The organism is Microcoleus sp. T3_A4 (assembly GCF_036700465.1).
GTDB lineage: Bacteria > Cyanobacteriota > Cyanobacteriia > Cyanobacteriales > Microcoleaceae > Microcoleus.
The window spans coordinates 155,258-174,237 of sequence record NZ_JAUBOY010000002.1 but is presented as its reverse complement, the minus strand read 5'-3'; the positions used below and the strand labels follow the sequence as shown (position 1 = coordinate 174,237).

Sequence of the window (18,980 nt, the reverse complement as noted above, 5' to 3'; positions counted from 1 at the left end):
CTCCCAGATTCATCTGTGGAGTAAATCTAAAATCTCAAATCTAAAATCTCAAATCGACTGACCCGTCAAAAAACGGAGATAAGCCCCCGACTTAAGTCGTGAAGAACCAAAAATTTTAGATTTTAGACTTTAGTTCCAGCTCCCAGATTCATCTGTGGAGTAAATCTAAAATCTCAAATCTAAAATCTCAAATCGACTGACCCGTCAAAAAACGGAAATAAGCCCCCGACTTAATTCGTGGAGAACCAAAAATTTTAGATTTTAGAGTCTAGTTCAATGTCCCAGATTCATCTGTGGAGTAGATCTAAAATCTCAAATCTAAAATCTCAAATCGACTGACGAGGTTTTAGGGTTGGCAGGGGCGGAGGTTGCAGTCGAATGCCAAGCTGGGGTATGTTGAGTGCGATCGCACAAGAATTCAACAAAAGTCCTTACGCTTTCACTCCTACCTACTTTCGCTCAAAACCAGCCCTCAACCACCACGCAAGCGGAGTTATCAGTTCGTAGTGTTAAGTTGTGTGTTAAGAAATTGGTACGGTGTCAATGAATTTATTCGCTGAGTTCAAAGGAAGAGTTGTAAGTGTTGAATTTTGAGTATTGATTTCGCAATTGTCAACTCAAATCTCAATATTGCTAACTCGATAAAAGCCTCCTTATTTCTATCTCTCAGATTTATCTGCTGAGCATAACTCATAACTCTGTACGGGCGGGTTTAACTACTTTATCTGTAACAGTTAACAGTGAACAATCAACAGTTAACAGTTAACAGTGAACGGTCAACAGTTAACTTTCCTTCCACCCTGCACCAACTCACAGCTAATAACTCTTCAAGCTACTACTAATTACAGTCTAAGTCAGAGGCACTATGAGTGCGTAAGTGTCTCTAACTTGCTGCCAGTTTTTTGAGGAAATTGAATGACAAAGCAGATAGTTATAGCAGAGCAGCATCGCATTGCTGCCGTCTTTTCAGAAGATCAAATCCAAGAACTTGTGGTAGCCACAGGCAGCCATCAAGTCAGTGACATTTACTTGGGAATTGTTGAAAATGTACTCCCTGGGATAGATGCGGCCTTCGTTAATATTGGCGATCCAGAACGTAACGGGTTTATGCACGTCACAGACCTCGGCCCGCTGCGCCTTAAACGCTCGGCAGGAGCAATTACAGAACTCCTGACCCCCCAGCAGAAAGTGGTGGTACAGGTAATGAAAGAACCGACGGGCAGCAAAGGCCCCCGGCTGACAGGCAACATTACCCTGCCAGGCCGCTATTTGGTACTGATGCCCTACGGCAGGGGAGTCAATCTTTCACGGCGGATCAAGTCGGAAGCCGAGCGCAACCGCCTCAGAGCCCTGGCTATTTTGGTGAAACCGGCCGGGATGGGGCTGCTGGTACGCACTGAAGCTGAAGGGATGACCGAAGAAGCGATCATGGAAGATTTGGAAGTCCTCCAAAAACAGTGGGAAGCCGTTCAACTCGAAGGCGGTACTTCGCGGGCGCCGGCACTACTCAACCGGGATGACGATTTTATCCAGCGGGTGCTGCGAGATATGTTCAGCGGTGACGTGAATCGGATTGTGGTGGACTCGCAAAATGGAATTAAGCGGGTGAAGCAGCAGTTGATGAGCTGGAACGGCGGTAAACTTCCTGCGGGAGTTTTGATCGACCACCACCGAGAGCGCGCCTCGATTTTAGAATTTTTCCGGGTTAACGCTGCGATTCGAGAAGCCCTCAGACCAAGGGTTGATTTGCCTTCGGGTGGTTATGTGATTATCGAGCCGACTGAGGCGCTGACGGTGATCGATGTCAACTCTGGCTCGTTTACTCGATCGGCCACGGCTCGAGAAACTGTACTCTGGACAAATTGCGAAGCAGCAACGGAAATTGCTAGACAACTGCGGTTACGCAATATTGCCGGGGTGATTATTGTTGACTTTATTGACATGGAATCCCGCCGCGATCAGTTGCAGGTGCTGGAACATTTCAATAAAGCTCTCAAAGCTGACAAAGCTCGGCCGCAAATCGCTCAACTGTCGGAATTGGGACTGGTAGAACTGACTCGCAAGCGCCAAGGTCAAAATATTTACGAGTTGTTCGGCCACAGTTGTCCGACTTGCAGCGGGTTGGGTCATCTGGTGCACTTGCCTGGGGAAGAAGACTTCGCCGCAGCGGTGCGGGAATCGGGCGATCGCACCGTTGCTACGTCGAACCGCGTTTTGTTGAATTTGCCCGAAGGATTGGAACGCCGCAGCTTGACGCCTGTGGCGGCTGCAACTCCTGCCCCCGTGCGGGAAGAACGCCCCCCCGAACCTGCTCGGGCTGCTTGGGAGCCTCAAAGCGAAAGTTTGGATTTTGAGACCGGCAGCAACGCATCGCCTTTGGACTTGCTCAACCATCCCAGCTATCAGGATTTGGGGAACGGAACCAGACGCCGCCGCCGCCGCCGGATTGGCGAAGAGCCTTTTGCTCTCCCGGCGGAGGAGGAACCTGTACGTAGCAAGTTGCGGCTGCCGAATACTTCGAGCGCCCCCGTCGCGGATACGCGCTCTGAGTATCTGGCACCCCCCGGCATCCGGGCGGCTTCGGAGGGCTTCGGGCTGGTGAATATGGCGACTGTTGGCAGGCGCGAGGATTTCGAGCGTGTGCGTCCGGCTAAGTCTGAGTTGATGAAGCCGATGGTGGAGCCTCCAGAGGTGATTTCGGTGGAAATGACGGCGGAGGAGCAGGATGTTTATGCTCTGATGGGGGTTTCTCCTTTGGTGCTTACTGATCGCAGTGTGAAAAATCCTAAGAATGCGATCGTTTCGGTGACTCTCCCCGGAGCGGCACCGAACAAGCCGCCTTTCGAGCAGCTCGAATTTGAATTTGAAGCGACGACGCCTCCACAGAATGTTGAGGATGATGAACGGGATTATTATCCAGAAAGGTCGGTAGTTGAGCCTGTTTTTTCTGAGGATGATGATGATGATGATGATGTCCAAATTTATGGCGAGAGTTTGATCGACGAAACTGATGATTTTGATGGGATGGAGGAACCCAGCGATGTGATGGACGAATCCTATGATCCGATCGAATCCCAGGAGCCGATCCAATCCCAGGAGCCGATCGAATCCCAGGAGCCGATCGAATCCCAGGAGCCGATCGAATCCCAGGAGCCGATCCAATCCCAGGAGCCGATCGAATCCCAGGAGCCGATCGAATCGAGCGAACCGGAGGAACCTGCTATCAACCGCCGCCGCCGCCGCCGCTCATCTGCCCTTTTGGATGAATAGTTATGAAGGAAGAGGGAAGAGAGAAGAGGGAAGAAAGAAGAAGGAAGAAGGAAGAAGTAGAAATTTTTACTCTCTTCCCATCTTTCCATCTTCCCCTTTCCCCCTCTCCCTCGAGCGCTCTGGTAATTGCGGGTGTGGATGAAGTTGGACGAGGAGCTTTGTTCGGGCCGGTGGTGGCTGCTGCCTGCATTTTGCCCGACGAAGTTCTCGATGAATTAGCAAGTTGCGGGGTGCGCGACAGCAAGCAGTTGAGTGCCGCAGCCCGGAGTCGGTTAGCTGTGAAAATCCGGGCTGTGGCTGTTGACTGTCAAATTGGTGTGGCTTCGGTGCGGGAGATCGATCGCCTCAATATTTTGCAGGCTTCTTTGTTGGCGATGAAGCGGGCGATTTTGAAGTTGAAGGTGACGCCGGATTTGTGTTTGGTTGATGGGAATCAAAGGATTCCCAATTTGGCGATCGAGCAAGAGACGATGATCAAGGGTGATGCGCGATCGATTCAGATTGCTGCTGCTAGTATTGTGGCGAAAGTTTGGCGCGATGAATTAATAGTACGTTTGGCTGTTAACTATCCTGAATATGACTTGACAAATAACAAGGGATATGGAACAGCAAAACATAAATTGGCTTTGGAACGCTGCGGGCGATCCGCTTTTCACCGAGTGTCTTTTAGTCCTTGTCGAAAATCTTAAAATAACGGTGAAAAACTTAGCTAATTTGAGCGCAATTATATAAAATTTGAAAAACCAAGAATTTCCGCTTAAAAAATTCAGCTAGTACAGGCTGAAAAATGTCTATCACCTGTTAGAGAAACGAGCAAGCAATAGAGCTGTCTTAATCTATTCCCAAATTTATCATTTTCAGGCTCCGGTAGCATCTATAGAATCTTTATTTAACCTCTTCAGCATGACTGATAATTTGTTAACAATTCCCGGCTATCGCATCATTGAGCAAATCTACAATGGCTCTAGAACACAGGTTTATCGAGGACTTTCTGAGTCAAACCAAAAAGTAATTATCAAACTGCTATTGAGCGAGTACCCCACTTTTAGCGAACTCGTGCAGTTGCGGAATCAGTACACCATTACCAAAAATCTTGACCTTCCCGGAATAGTCAAACCCATTTCACTCTTAAACTACCGCAATGCTTTTGCTCTGGTAATGGAGGATGTTGGGGGTGTTTCCCTTGCTGAGTATACTGCTAATCCTGAAGCGAAGAATTTGGGCGATCGCCTATCAAGTAATTCTGAGGTTTCCTCCCCCCATACTTCGCCCCTACCCCTCGATGAATTTATGCCCATCGCGATTCAGATTGTCCAAACCCTAGAAGGACTATATCACAACCAAATTATTCACAAAGATATCAAGCCCCAGAATATTATCATTCACCCTAAAACTAAAGAAGTTAAATTAATTGATTTCAGCATTTCCTCTCTTTTACCCAGAGAAAACCAACAAATCCAAAATCCAAACGTCTTAGAAGGAACACTAGCTTATATGTCCCCGGAACAAACCGGAAGGATGAATCGAGGGATTGACTACCGCACCGATTTTTACTCGCTGGGAGTCACGTTTTACGAACTACTGACAGGGCAATTACCCTTTAAGTCTACCGATCCGATGGAGCTAGTTCACTGCCATATTGCTAGGATGCCAACACCCCCGATCGATCTGATTCCAGCTATCCCGGCAGTGTTGAATAACATCATTATGAAAATGATGGTAAAAACTCCAGAATCGCGCTATCAAAGTGCTTTTGGACTGCGGTACGACTTAGAAAATTGCTGGCAGCAATGGCAAGAGAATGGGAAGATTAGCCCGTTTGCCTTGGCGAATAGGGATATTTGCGATCGCTTCGTCATTCCCGAAAAACTCTACGGTAGAGAAACTGAAATTAAGGCGCTACTAGAAGCATTCGATCGCGTCAGCGAAGGCACTTGCGAAATCATGCTGGTGGCAGGCTTTTCCGGCATTGGTAAAACTGCCGTCGTCAACGAAGTTCACAAACCCATTGTCCGCCAACGGGGTTACTTCATTAAAGGTAAATTCGACCAATTCAAGCGCGATATACCCTTCTGGGCATGGGTGCAAGCATTCCAGAATTTAATCCGACAATTACTTACCGAAAGTGCTGCAGAGGTGCAGAAATTGCAGGTCACAATATTAGAGGCGTTGGGTGAGAATGCTCGAGTCATTATCGATGTCATTCCCGAATTAGAACGACTAATTGGCAAGCAGCCAGAAGTGCCAGAACTAGAGGGAACTGCCGCTCAAAATCGCTTCAATTTATTATTGCAAAATTTCATCCGAGTCTTAGCGACAAAAGAGCATCCTTTAGTAATTTTCTTAGATGATTTGCAGTGGGCAGACTCAGCTTCATTGAAGCTCATGCAATTGTTGATGAGCGAGACGAATACCCGCTATCTGTTGTTAATGGGAGCGTATCGCGATAATGAAGTTTTTCCAGCACACCCACTGATCCTGACCTTGGATGAGATTCGCAAAAACTCGGCAACAGTCAACCAAATTACTTTAGCACCCCTAGACCAAACTTCTCTAAATTGCCTGATTGCCGATACTCTTTCCTGTCCACCAGAAAGGGCAATTCCTCTGACCCTACTAATTTTTACAAAAACCAAAGGCAATCCTTTTTTTGCTACTCAATTTCTTAATTTTCTTCATAAAGATGGGTTAATTAAGTTTGATTTCACCCCCCTACCCCCCCCTTGGCAAAGGGAAGCAAGCGGGGGTTGGCAATGCGATATTTCCCAAGTTAGGACGCTAGCTTTTACGGATGATGTGGTTGAGTTTATGGCGATTCAGTTGCAAAAATTGCCCATAGATACCCAGAATGTTCTGAAACTTGCAGCTTGTATTGGCAACCAATTTGACTTAGCAACCCTGGCGATTGTTCATAAAAAATCTCAGAGTGAGACAGCGGCCCATGTGTGGAAAGCGTTGCAAGAAGGGTTAGTTATTCCGATTACTGAAGTTTACAAGTTTTTTCACGACTCGGAATCAGTTGAAGTTGCACAAGCGTCGGAGTTATCGGTTCCCTACAAGTTTTTACATGACCGAGTGCAGCAAGCAGCATATTTTCTGATTCCCGAATCCCAGAAACAGTCAACCCATCTCGAAATTGGGCAACTGCTATTGAGGAATACTCCTGAAGCAGAAATACAAGATAAAATTTTTGATATTGTCAACCAGTTGAATATGGGGGTGGAGTTAATTGAGTATCAGACTGAGCGAGATCGACTAGCTCAATTAAATTTAATGGCCGGACGTAAAGCTAAAGCTTCAACTGCTTATGCTGCGGCAAATATCTATCTGCAAACAGGGATTGAACTCTTGAGGACCAACTGCTGGCTTCTTCAGTATGAATTGACCCTGAATCTCTATATTGCTGCCGCTGAAGCTGCCTATTTGAATGCTGACTTTGATGGTATGGAACAGATGGCAGCACTGGTTTTGCAAGAAGCCCAAACAATTTTAGATCGAGTTAAAATTTACGAAATTAAAATTGCCGCTCAGACCGCCCAGAGCAAGGTGTTAGAAACGATCGCCGTAGCAAGAGAGGCACTCTTACAATTGGGAATTGAACTCCCTGCCGAACCTGATGAAGCCAAGATTGGCAAAGCGTTACAAGCCCTTGCGCCCCAACTAACCGGCAGAAAGATTGAGGAATTGGTTGACCTACCTGTGATGACAAATCCACAGACTCAGGCAGCTATGCAACTGTCTGGTATGTTGTTTCCACCCATTTTCCAGGGAATGCCCGGTTTGCTGCCCCTGCTGAGCTCCACGATGGTGAGTTTATCGCTCTCCTTTGGGAATGCACCCGCATCCACGGTGGGGTATGCGATGCACGGGATGGTGTTGTGTGCCTTTTTACAAGAGGTGGAAACGGGCTATGGCTTTGGGCAATTGGCACTCTCATTGCTCGATAGGTTGAATGTACGGGAACTCAAGTCCACAGTTCTACTTTTGTTTGGTGGCTGGATTCAGCATCGCCAAGAATCTCTTTTGGCAACAATACCGACGCTGAAAGATGGCTTTACGGCTGGCATGGAAACTGGCGACTTTGTAGACGCTGGCTACAACATATATATTTATTTTTATACGCATTTATTCGCTGGGGTAGAACTAGACACTTGGGAACCAGAAATAGCAGGTTACAGGGCTGTTATGGCGCAGTTGAAACAATATTCTGCTCAGATTTATTTGGATATGGTTCAGCAGACGGTGCAAAACTTGAGGGAAACCCATAGGCGGCCGGATTTGTTAATAGGCTCCGCCTACGATGAAACGGTGATGATTCCCAAGCACTATCAGGATAATGAATTTACGGCGATCGCCTGTGCCTGCATCTTCAAACTGCTGCTTGCTTACTGCTATGGGAATTACACGGCTGCCCTAGAAAACATTACCCAAGTCAAACAGTATTTGATGGGAGTATCGGGATCGGTTTTTGTTCCCATTTTTCATTTTTATGCCGCCCTCACCCACCTGGCACTTTTTCCCACACAGCCAGAAAGCGAGCAAGCTGAAATTCTCGCCCAGGTGGAAACCCATCAAAGCACGCTGCATCAGTGGGCGCAAAATGCTCCCATGAATTATTTGCATAAATGGTATTTAGTAGAGGCCCAACGACATCGAGTTTTAGGTCAAAATATGGAGGCGATGGATGATTACGATCGCGCCATTAAACTCGCTCAAGAAAATCAGTACATTAACGAAGAAGCACTTAGCAATGAGATGGCAGCCAAATTCTATTTAGCCTGCGGAAAAGAAAAAATTGCCCAAGTCTACCTAACTGATGCTTACTACGCCTATGCACGCTGGGGCGCCCAGGCAAAAGTTGAGGATTTAGAAAAGCGCTATCTCCAATTACTGACGCCTATTTTTCACCCTACAATGAGCTTAAAAAGAGGTCAGACACTTGCCAAAATGATGACGGAAACTGTTGCTAGTACCAGTTCAGGTGTGTCACAAATTCTGGACTTGGCAACAGTAATTAAAGCATCTCAATCACTTTCAGGAGAAATCAACCTCGATAAGTTGCTCTCCACTTTGATGCAAGTGATGATTGAGAATGCGGGAGCAGAAAAAGGAGCTATGATTTTGAGAGAAAAAGATTCTTTCTTCGTCGCGGCTCAATGTGCGATCGGTAAATCGTGCAACCTGCACTCAACTCCCGTTGCTGACTCTAACGAAATTCCGATCGCGATTATTAACTATGTCTCGCGCACCCAAGAAACTTTGGTAATTAATGATGCGACGATTGAGGCTACCTTTGCTGCTGACTCTTATATCATCCAGCATCAACCCAAGTCGGTTTTGTGTCTGCCGATTCAACATCAAGGAAAGGTGATCGCCATTCTTTACTTAGAAAATAATCTCGTTACAAATGCCTTTACTCCCGATCGGTTGGCAGTCTTAAATATCTTAGCCTCCCAAGCTGCCATCTCCATAGAAAATGCCCAACTGTATGCCAACTTAGAAGCAAAAGTAGAAGAACGCACCCAAGAATTATCGCAAGCTTTAAGCAATCTCGAAGCCACCCAAGAAGGATTGATTCAATCAGAAAAAATGGCAGCTTTAGGACAACTTGTGGCAGGAGTTGCCCACGAAGTTAACACTCCCCTGGGTGCAATTCGCTCGTCGGCAGGAAATGTTTCTAAGTTCTTGAATCAAACTTTAGAACAGTTGCCCGCACTTTTTCAATCTCTCTCTCCAGAAGAAGCACAGAATTTTTTGAGTTTACTTCAGCGTTCCCTCCAACAAGAAGCAAGCTTATCAACCAAAGAAGAACGCAAATTGAAGAGAGCTTTGAGAAGCCAACTGGAAGAATTAGGAATTGACAGTGCCGATACCGTAGCCGATCGCCTAGTGATCATGGGGGTTTATAATGAAATTGATACCTTTGTCCCTTTATTGCAAAGATCGGATAGTTTACATATCCTAGAAATCGCCTACAAAATTTCTGAATTAAAAAGAGGTATTGCTACTATCAGCACAGCTACAGATAGAGCATCAAAAGTAGTTTTTGCATTGAAGACTTATGCCCGCTACGAACAGTCTGGCGAAAAAACAGCAGCCAGTATCAGAGAAGGTATTGAAACAATCTTAACCCTCTATCAGAATCTACTGAAACAGGGAGTTGAGGTCATCAAAAACTATGCCGAAATCCCGCCGATACTGTGCTATCCCGACGAACTCAATCAAGTTTGGACGAATTTAATTCACAATGCTTTGCAAGCCATGGATTATCGAGGCACGTTAACAATTGAGTTAACTGCTCAAGATGACCAGGCTAAGATTAGCATTAGCGACAGCGGCCAGGGGATACCCGAAGAAATAAAAGGGAAAATATTTGACCCATTTTTTACTACTAAGCCCGCAGGAGAAGGCAGCGGATTGGGACTAGATATTGTGAAGAAGATTGTTGACAAGCATCAGGGAAAAATTGAAGTCGAATCAATTCCGGACAAAACTACATTTAATGTTTTCCTGCCAATGAGCGGTGTATAATACCAATTTTATATGAGGCTGCATAGAATCTGATCCCCCCTAACCCCCCTTAATAAGGGGGGGACAAGAGCTTGGTCAAAGTCAACCCCTACTCCCCTTATTAAGGGGGATGCGAGGGGGATCGAAATATATGTAATTTCACATTAAATTGGTATAAGCAGGTGAAGGATCTCGCCAATGATGTAAAGCAGTAAGTAGGTCGGATTTTACTTGGTTACACCTCACATCTTGCACCATTGTCAATAAACCTTTTATGAACAGGCTTTCCGGTCTGTTCCACACAAAAAATTATCTCTCGTGGAACAGGCCGAAAAGCCTGTTCTTGAGAATGGTGCAAGATGTCAGTTACACCCAACCTGCAATCTACCCAACTGGGAGGATTTTAAAAGTTAAAGCGTTATGATGCCAATAAGTTGGATTCCACAGGAAACGGATGTAAAACAGCACTACAATGCGTTATGCTTACGCATATAAATTGCTTGGTTTCGGCGACTGGGGAGGGGGAGAGGATTTGGCGAGCCGTTGACTTGTGACATCTTAAGATAAGATGGGGTCGACTAATACACTTTACTACTGTGACTACTTTTGCTTTTGCTACTAATAACAAGTAAAAAGGAGAAAAAATAGATGTCTAAACCAGTTATTTTGTGCGTTGACGATGAGAGAATGGTATTAGACAGTCTCAGGACGCAGCTAGCAGCAGAATTTGGCAATGCCTACACCTACGAAGCAGCCGAAGATGCTGAGGAGGCTTTAGATGTAATCAGCGAACTTTCTGACGAACAAACCCACGTGATTCTGATTATTTCGGATTGGTTAATGCCCGGTATTAAGGGAGATGATCTACTAATTCGCATTCACAATAAACACCCGCATATTATTAAAATAATGCTGACTGGTCAAGCGGATGAAGTAGCAATTGATCGAGCAAAAAAACTGGCTAACCTTCATTGTTGCTTATCTAAACCTTGGTTGGAATCCGATTTACTAGAAACGATTAAATCTGGTTTATCTAAACTATGAGCCAACAGGTAATTATCTGTGTTGATGATGAAAAAACTGTACTCAGGAGTCTTAAAGCAGAACTGCAAGAGGCTGTTGGCAATGATTATATAATCGAAATTGCTGAAGGTGGGCAAGAGGCATTAGAGTTAATTGAAGAATTGCTAGAGGATGGGGATGAAATTCCTTTAATTATTTCCGACCACATTATGCCTGAAATGAAGGGAGATGAGCTGTTAAAACAGGCTCATATAATTTCGCCTAAAACTATAAAAATTATGCTGACAGGACAAGCAGATATTGGGGCGATCGCCAATGCTATTAACTCTGCCAACTTATATCGTTATATTACTAAACCTTGGCAAGCTGAAGACTTGAAATTGACGGTTAGAGAAGCGCTAAATAGTTATCTTCAACATCAGCAACTCGCACAACAATATGCCCAACTCCAGCAAATAAATCAGGAGTTTGCCGAGTTAAACAGCCAGCAAACCCTACTCATTGCTAAACTACACGAAGATGAAAATCGGTTGACGCAGTTTTTGGAAGCAATGCCGATTGGTGTGGGTGTCCTAGATGCGGACGGCCAACCTTACTACATTAATCGGAAAGCAAAAGAGATATTGGGTAAAGGAGTTGTGCCGGATACCAGTTTCAAGGAATTGTCAGAGGTTTATCAACTCTATCAAGCAGGCACAAATCAAAAGTATCCTACGGAGAATTTGCCCATCGTGCGCGCATTGAAGGGGGAAAGTGCTACGGCTGACGATGCAGAAGTTCATCAAGGCGATAAGATTATTCCCTTAGAGATATTCGCTACTCCAATCTACGATCAACAAGGAAATATTGTTTATGCTATCAACACTTTTCAAGATATCACGGAACGCCAAGAAGCTGAGGCAGAACGCAAAAAGTTCATTGAGGATCTCTTTGAGGTCAATTGCAATTTGGAACTTTCACTGGATGCAGAATTAGAAATTGCGGAGGCGACAAGTCGCTTTGTACCCAATGAGTTTTTAGCTTTTTTGGGATGTGATAGTATTGTTGATATTAAATTGGGAGAAGCGGTGGAGTTGGAAATGTCAGTTTTGTTTTCTGACATCCGCGATTTCACTACTCTCTCGGAAAAGATGACACCGGAAGAGAATTTCAAATTTATCAATTCTTATCTGAGTCGAATGGAACCGCTGATTGTGGAAAATCAGGGGTTTATTGATAAGTATATTGGCGATGCAATTATGGCTTTGTTTAGTGAGGGGGCGGATGATGCTGTGAAAGCCGGAATTGCGATGCTGCATACTCTGGCTGAATACAATCGAGATCGCGCTTCTGTGGGTTATGTGCCAGTTGAGATTGGGGTGGGAATCAATACTGGTTCTTTGATTCTGGGTATAGTGGGCGGAAAAAGCCGCATGGAGGGTACTGTGATTAGCGATGCGGTTAATTTGGCTTCTCGGATAGAAAGTTTGACGAAGAATTACGGGGTGTCGCTGTTAATTACTCAGCAGACTTTCGATCGCTTGACAAATCCTGCTGATTACGGAATTAGGGTAATTGATAAAGTTCAGGTTAAGGGTAAGTCTGAATGGGTGACTGTTTATGAAGTTTTCGATGCGGATTTGCCGGAAGTTAAAGCGGGGAAGTTAGCGACTCTGCAACTATTTACTGAGGCTTTGTCTTTGTACAATATGAATAATTTTAGGGAAGCTGCGGGACTTTTTGCGGATTGTTTGGGGCCAAATCCGGGGGATAAGGTGGCTCGAATTTATTGGGAAAGGTGTCAGTAGTTAGTTGGCAGTTGGTAGTTGTTAGTTGGCAGTTGGCATTTGTCAGTTGTTATTAGTTATTAGTTATTAGTCATTAGTCATTAGTTATTAGTCATTGGTTAGGGATCGAGCGTCATCAGTCAACAGTCATCAGTCAACAGCCAACAGTCACAAATAACCAATAACCAATGACTAATGACTGCTGACTACGGTTGTTCGATCGGCAATTCTATGATAAACTCGGCTCCGTGGCCGAGTGCGGACACGCAGCTAAGTTTGCCACCGTGTTCTTGGACAACTTTGTAGGAAATTGACAGGCCTAAACCGGTGCCTTTGTCGGCGGGTTTGGTGGTAAAAAAAGCCTCGAATAACTGCTGGGAAACTTCTTCGGGCATACCGGGCCCGTTGTCAGAAATCCTAATTACAGCATGGGAGTTTTGGACTTCTGTCCTAATTTTAATCTTGCTGCGGTTAGCTTTGACTTCGGCAACTGAACGCCCTTCGTTGTATTCCTCGATCGCGTCGATCGCATTTCCGATCAAATTCATAAATACCTGATTGATTTTCCCAGCATAACACTCAACCAAAGGCAAATTTCCATAGTCCTTAATTACTGCAATTTCGGGATAGTTGCCTCTGGCTTTCAGGCGGCTTTGCAGGATCAGCAACGTTCCTTCAATCCCTTCGTGCAGGTTAACTTTGCTCATTTGAGAATCATCTTTGCGGGAGAAATTTCTGAGCGATCGCACGATTTCCCGAATGCGATCGGCCCCAACCTGCATCGAAGACATCGCTTTCGGCAAATCTTCTAGCAGAAACTCTAATTCGATATCCTTAATTTTATTTTGAATTGCTGCCGGCGGCTGCGGGCAGTGCTGCTGGTACATATCGAGCAAATTCAGCAAATCTTCCGTGTAGTGGCCAACGTGAACGAGATTGCCGCAAACGCTGCTAACGGGATTGTTAATTTCGTGAGCAACACCGGCTACCATTTGACCGAGAGTAGACATTTTTTCAGTGTGAATCAATTGAGCTTGAGTTTGCTGCAATTCGTGCAAAGTATTTTCGAGTTGAAGTTTTTGTTGGGTTAACTCTGTTTGTGATCGCCGCAAAGCTTCTTCACTGCGTTTCTGCTCGGAAATGTCAGTAATTAACCCTTCCAAAGCTATCAATTCTCCCGAGTCGGAAAACACTCCCAAACCTTGCTCCCAAACCCATTTTAATTCGCCATTTTTAGCAGTAATTCGGTAATTTAGCTGATAGGGTCGATTTTCTTGCAAAGCAACTTGCACGGCATTCCACAAATTCTCACGATCGTCCGGGTGAGTCAATTCCGATATAGAAACTTGCCGAGTGCCGATAAATTCTTCAGGAGAATAGCCGGCTAACTGATAGCAACCTTCGCTGACAAACTCCATACTGCGATCGGCATCGTTGCGAAAACGGTAGGCCATTCCCGGCAAATTGCTCATCAGCGTCGCCAAGGCCCGCTGGCTTTCCCGTAGGGCTTCTTCGGCGTGTTTGCGATCGGTAATATCCGTCATCACCGCCAGCATACAGAGTTCGCCGTCCAAATTAATCAACTCTGCTGACAGCAAACATACCACCACAGATCCCGACTTCATCCGAAACTCGCATTCCTGATTGCGAACAACACCTTGTTCGTGCAAACTTCGCCTAAAATTAAGTCTGTCTTCAGGCCTTACCCAAATATTTAACCCCGGTACTGTATTCCAGGTCGTTTCTTCTAAATCGTAACCAGTCATCGACAGAAAACTATCATTAACTTCAATAAAACGACCCTCAGCAAAAGTAGTAATAATCATCGGATCTGGGCTCGATCGAAAAGCCTTAGAAAACTTTTCTTCCGATAAACTCAACTTTTTAATAGCCTCTTCCAACTGACTTGTCCGCTCTTTAACCCGGCATTCCAATACCTCATTAGCCTGCTTCAGGGCTTCCTCAGCCTGCACCCGATAAGTGATATCGCGCACCACGCCTTGCAGCCCTATTTTGCCGCCGATATCCATAGAAGTTAGCAGCACTTCCGCCGGAAACTCAGAACCATCCAAACGACGGTGCCGCCAGTCAAAACGGCAATTTCCCGATCGCAGAGCCGTATTAATTCGCTCTTGAGAAAGACTCCTAGAATCTTGTCCATCCGGTTGCAACGGCGGGCTGAACTCCGAAGGATGCTTGCCGCAAAACTCCGACTCAGTGCTGCATCCAAATAAGTTTAAAGTAGCCGGATTGCAATCCAAAAAACCCTCTTCATCTAGCAGCATTACCGCATCAGTCGTCGATTCGTACAAAGTGCGAAACTTTTTTTCCGACGCCTGCAAAGAAGCAATCAACTGCATCTTTTCCTCAGCCGCCCGCTTTTGCTCAGTAATATCCTGCATTACTTGAGAAAAGCCCTGCAACTTTCCCCTTTCATCGCGCAAAGGAGTAACAATAATATTCGCCCAAAATCGCGATCCGTCTTTGCGAAGCCGCCAGCCTTCATTTTCGTATCGACCTTCTGCCACCGCCAGGATTAATTTTTCTTTGTGCTTGCCGATTTCAAGATCTTCTTTAGTGAAAAAACACTCCGAATTATTGCCGACTATTTCATGAGATCTGTATCCCAAAATGCGTTCTGCACCAGAATTCCAGCTAGCTACATACCCCTCAGGATCTAACATGAATATAGCGTAATCCTTAACGCCTTCAATTATTAAGCGCAGGCGTTCTTCGCTTTCTCGAAGTGCAGATTCTGCTTGCTTTCGCTGGGTAATATCTTCTACAAAACCTTCGTAGTAGAGCAATTTTCCTGCTTCATCGCAGACAGCGCGCGCATTCTCAGCGATCCAAATTATTGTTCCGTCCCGCCGATAAATCTGCGACTCAAAATCCGATACGATGCCCTGTTCTTGCAAAGCAGAAACAAACTGATCGCGCCGATCGGGATTGACATAAAGCTGATCGCTGATATCAGTCAGACAGCCCATTAATTCTTCGGCGGAATTATATCCGTAGATGCGAGCCAAAGCTGGGTTAGCGCTGATGTAGCGACCGGATTGGCTTGTTTGAAAAATACCCGACACAGCATTTTCAAACATACTATAATATTTTGCTTCCATTTGGTGCAGTGCCTCCGCGACATTCAGGCATTCTATCGCTTTATTTCCTAATTTTTGATTTCCCACTTGTGAATACCCTGCTCTTGTGTGTGAGTTGAATATTTTTGGTCTACCGCCTGTTAAATTTGAGCCGTTATTTAGGCTGAAAGATGGTGTATCGCAGCCGGAGACGAGTGTGTTTATTCATCTGTCCTACTGGACTGTTAGTTATTAGTGATAGTTGCGGAAAGTTTAGCTAATCCCGTATTTATTTGATGCTTGACTGGCTGTCACGATCGCATTGGCACATCGATCGGCTTGCGGTGCAGGTGTTCGAGCAAAACCCGCTCCTTGAAATCTCCCTGAATATATTAGCAGTTGAATACCCTGAAATAAGTTAGTAGCAAGGATGTTCTTACAATAAAAGGCAGCGACTTCTACAACCGCAAGATCCTATTTTTAGGATTTGGGTGAGAGTACGACGATCGACTCTTGCCCAATGCCACAAACCCGCCTGCAAGAGCTAAACGCTCGCTGTCCTTGCTGTCAATCGATTTGAGATTTTAGATTTTAGATTAAAGAATTGACTCCACAGATGAATCTTGGGCTCCCTAATGTCTAAAATTTTTTGGTCTCCAGAACTCCTCTCGGAAACTTTTATCGGTCTTTGGCTGCTCTGAGTTAGTGTTAAGTATTATTGCTGATAGATAATACAGCAGACTGCTAGCAGTTGTACGATTTGGGGTTTCTATGTAAAGTTGGCACAACAATAGGGTAATTGTTGTATCAAAAAATTCATATTCTGCTACTGCGGGCGGAAAAATTCTGTAGCGGTGCTGGCATTTGAGCAAAAATCGGGGCCCGATCGCGCAAAATGTGGTCGGCAAGTCTGGTAAAATCCCGATCGATTCTCGGTTTGGCCACAAAGCTCGATCAAGCTAAATTTGACTAAAAACTAATAAATGACAAATTCTCCTCTACTAGCAACGCCAGAGTTATCCCCTGCTTCAACCCAGACGCCGGATTCTCCTGTGTGGCCAGCCCTCCTGCAACAACTATTAGACAGACAATCTCTCTCACGCACCCAAGCAGCCGACTTGATGCAGGGATGGCTAGCCGAAGCTATTCCCCCCGTCCTCTCAGGAGCCATTTTAGCGGCCATCCAAGCCAAAGGCATCTCAGCCCAAGAATTGGCAGGAATGGCTCAGGTATTGCATTCTCAGTCGCTTGCAGGTGAATCAGAGAGCATTTTCAATCCCAAATCCTCAATCTCCAATCTCAAATTAATTGATACTTGCGGCACAGGTGGCGACGGCGCTTCCACGTTTAACATTTCCACTGCTGTAGCTTTTGTGGCCGCCGCCGGCAAAGTTCGAGTCGCCAAACACGGAAATCGCTCCGCATCGAGCAAAGTGGGTTCTGCTGACGTGTTGGAAGCACTCGGAGTCAACCTCAACGCCGATCCCGCGAAGGTAAGATCTGCGGTAGACTCTGTGGGCATCACCTTTTTATTTGCCCCTGGGTGGCATCCCGCACTTAAGGCTGTAGCGCCGCTCCGGCGAACTTTGAAGGTGCGGACTATTTTTAACCTATTAGGGCCCCTTGTCAATCCTATGCGCCCTACAGGGCAGATAATCGGGGTGTTCGATCCTACTCTGGTATCAACTATTGCTCAAGCTTTGGGCGAGTTGGGGACTGAGTTAGCTTTAGTCGTTCACGGCAGAGAAAAATTGGACGAGGCGGGTTTGGGTGATGTGACTGATTTGGCGGTTTTGTCTGATGGCAAAGTGGAACTCACTACTTTAGACCCGGAAAAGGTAGGATTGACACCAAGTGCGATCGGCTCATTAAAAGGCGGAAATGTTGAGGAAAACGCCGAGATTTTGCGGAACATTTTGCAAGGGAAAGGTACGCGCGCGCAAATGGATGTTGTAGCTTTGAATGCGTCTTTAGCTTTTCAGGTGGGAGGTGCAATTCCTATGGGTTCTCACGCAGCAGGAGTTTCTCTGGCTAAGGAGATTTTATGGAGCGGCGAATCTTGGTTGAAGTTGCAGCAGTTGATTGAGTTTTTGAAATGAAGGAAGAAGGAAGTTCGCCAACGGATTTTGCAACGGATGTAACGGAAGGAAGAAGGAAGAAGGAAGAAGGAAGAAGGAATTTTTTGTTTTAACTAACCCACAAGAAAAATTATTTAATTTTCCATTTTTCTTTACTTCTTCCCTCTCCCTCCTTCGTTCTTGTTAAGAGCGCGCTCGAAATTCAATGACATCTTGCTTAATAGTCACATCTTTATTACCAAAAAAGTCGTGACCCAACAGTCCGATATCTAGCGACGGCGAGACTGCGACAACTACATTGTTAACTGCCAGACCACCTGCTTCCATAGAGCTCAGGCGACCGAGGGGAAAAGTAGCCACTCCGTTGGGAGTTTGTGCTTGCACTGTTCCCTGGAGAACAACGCCCAAGGCTTTAGCCATTGCTGGTGTAATTACTGTGCCACTAGCTCCAGAATCTACCATCATCTCGAACTTTTGTTTGCCGTTAAACGTGACTTCTATGACGGGGATATTAGCCTCTCGGCGTTTGATTTTTGCCTGAAACACTCCCGACTTTGCCGCCGCCGAAGTGGGGGGAGTCAATTCTTTGGGGAGAAAACCGCAGACTGATTGGCTGAGGTTGACGGTTCGGCCTGACGAGCTCCGCATGAAGCATCCCTCACTTTCTTGAGCCACTGCTGGCGAGGAGTTGGCAACACTCCCTACTAAAATTGAACTGCTCAGAGAAATAACCCCTGCTAAAACCAGTAAAGGTTGGCGCAGGTTTTGAGGGATCGGTAGAGGCTTTTTTGAGTTTGAGAGTAAAGGCAAGGGTGATTTACTAGCCATAGTTTCGTTAAACGCTGTAGCTCGATCGTAACAGCGACAACTGCCTTTTGGTATAGATATAGAATTTCCGCCCGCCTCCTAAGCTGCTTGCAGATAAATTGCTGGCGCGGGGGAGATGGAAAATTTGCACGCACTTATAGCCTTTCTCAGTAACATGAGGTACACGCTTTATAAGCGGGCATAGGGCATAGGACATAGGGCATAGGGCATAGGGCATAGGGCATAGGGCATAGGGCATAGGGCATAAGGCATAGGGCATACCTCACCAAGATTGAGAACTGCTGTATTGCTGCTTTTTGATTACCTGCGGCATAAGTGCCTTGCTTTTCCGAACCCTTGCACAAATTAAAATAATATCTGTATATTGCCGACTAGCATCAAATCCCTGGCAGTGGTAAGAATGAAACCAAACGAAAGTAATTAAG

At 45.6% G+C, this 18,980-nt stretch carries 9 protein-coding genes; 7 read left to right on the top strand and 2 right to left on the bottom strand.

What is annotated here, in order from left to right:
* The first annotated feature begins 378 nt into the window (after positions 1 to 378).
* The 6 genes from QUA07_RS01960 to QUA07_RS01935 all read left to right on the top strand — a co-directional run bounded on the left by QUA07_RS01960 (position 379) and on the right by QUA07_RS01935 (position 12,590).
* Positions 379 to 507 carry a hypothetical protein gene (locus tag QUA07_RS01960; RefSeq protein ID WP_333082727.1) on the top strand — a complete coding sequence of 43 codons (129 nt, stop codon included), beginning with the start codon at positions 379 to 381 and terminating at the stop codon, positions 505 to 507.
* 408 nt (positions 508 to 915) lie between these two features.
* On the top strand, positions 916 to 3,270 hold the full coding sequence (locus tag QUA07_RS01955) for an Rne/Rng family ribonuclease (protein ID WP_333322111.1): 2,355 nt from the start codon (positions 916 to 918) through the stop codon (positions 3,268 to 3,270).
* Between the two features lie 2 nt (positions 3,271 to 3,272).
* Positions 3,273 to 3,959 carry a ribonuclease HII gene (locus QUA07_RS01950; RefSeq protein ID WP_333322109.1) on the top strand — a complete coding sequence of 229 codons (687 nt, stop codon included), beginning with the start codon at positions 3,273 to 3,275 and terminating at the stop codon, positions 3,957 to 3,959.
* Between the two features lie 214 nt (positions 3,960 to 4,173).
* Complete coding sequence (locus QUA07_RS01945) at positions 4,174 to 9,801, top strand: AAA family ATPase (protein WP_333322107.1); 5,628 nt, start codon at positions 4,174 to 4,176, stop codon at positions 9,799 to 9,801.
* 627 nt (positions 9,802 to 10,428) lie between these two features.
* Positions 10,429 to 10,824, top strand: a complete 396-nt coding sequence (locus tag QUA07_RS01940; RefSeq protein ID WP_333322105.1) for a response regulator — start codon at positions 10,429 to 10,431, stop codon at positions 10,822 to 10,824.
* Positions 10,821 to 12,590: an adenylate/guanylate cyclase domain-containing protein gene (locus tag QUA07_RS01935; protein WP_333322103.1), complete on the top strand. Its 1,770-nt coding sequence runs from the start codon at positions 10,821 to 10,823 to the stop codon at positions 12,588 to 12,590. The genes QUA07_RS01940 and QUA07_RS01935 overlap by 4 nt, the downstream gene beginning before the upstream one ends.
* A gap of 185 nt (positions 12,591 to 12,775) precedes the next feature.
* Here the strand turns inward: QUA07_RS01935 and QUA07_RS01930 are convergent, their stop codons facing one another.
* The gene (locus tag QUA07_RS01930) at positions 12,776 to 15,757 is read right to left on the bottom strand and encodes a PAS domain S-box protein (protein ID WP_333322101.1); all 2,982 of its coding nucleotides are present in this window, start codon (positions 15,755 to 15,757) and stop codon (positions 12,776 to 12,778) included.
* 875 nt (positions 15,758 to 16,632) lie between these two features.
* Here QUA07_RS01930 and trpD point away from each other — a divergent pair.
* A complete protein-coding gene (gene trpD / locus QUA07_RS01925) occupies positions 16,633 to 17,748 on the top strand; it encodes an anthranilate phosphoribosyltransferase (protein WP_333322099.1) in 1,116 nt (371 codons plus the stop codon).
* A gap of 162 nt (positions 17,749 to 17,910) precedes the next feature.
* Here trpD and QUA07_RS01920 read toward each other — a convergent pair whose 3' ends face one another.
* Positions 17,911 to 18,555, bottom strand: coding sequence for a retropepsin-like aspartic protease (locus QUA07_RS01920; RefSeq protein ID WP_333322097.1), 645 nt, complete (start codon positions 18,553 to 18,555; stop codon positions 17,911 to 17,913).
* Positions 18,556 to 18,980: the final 425 nt, after the last annotated feature.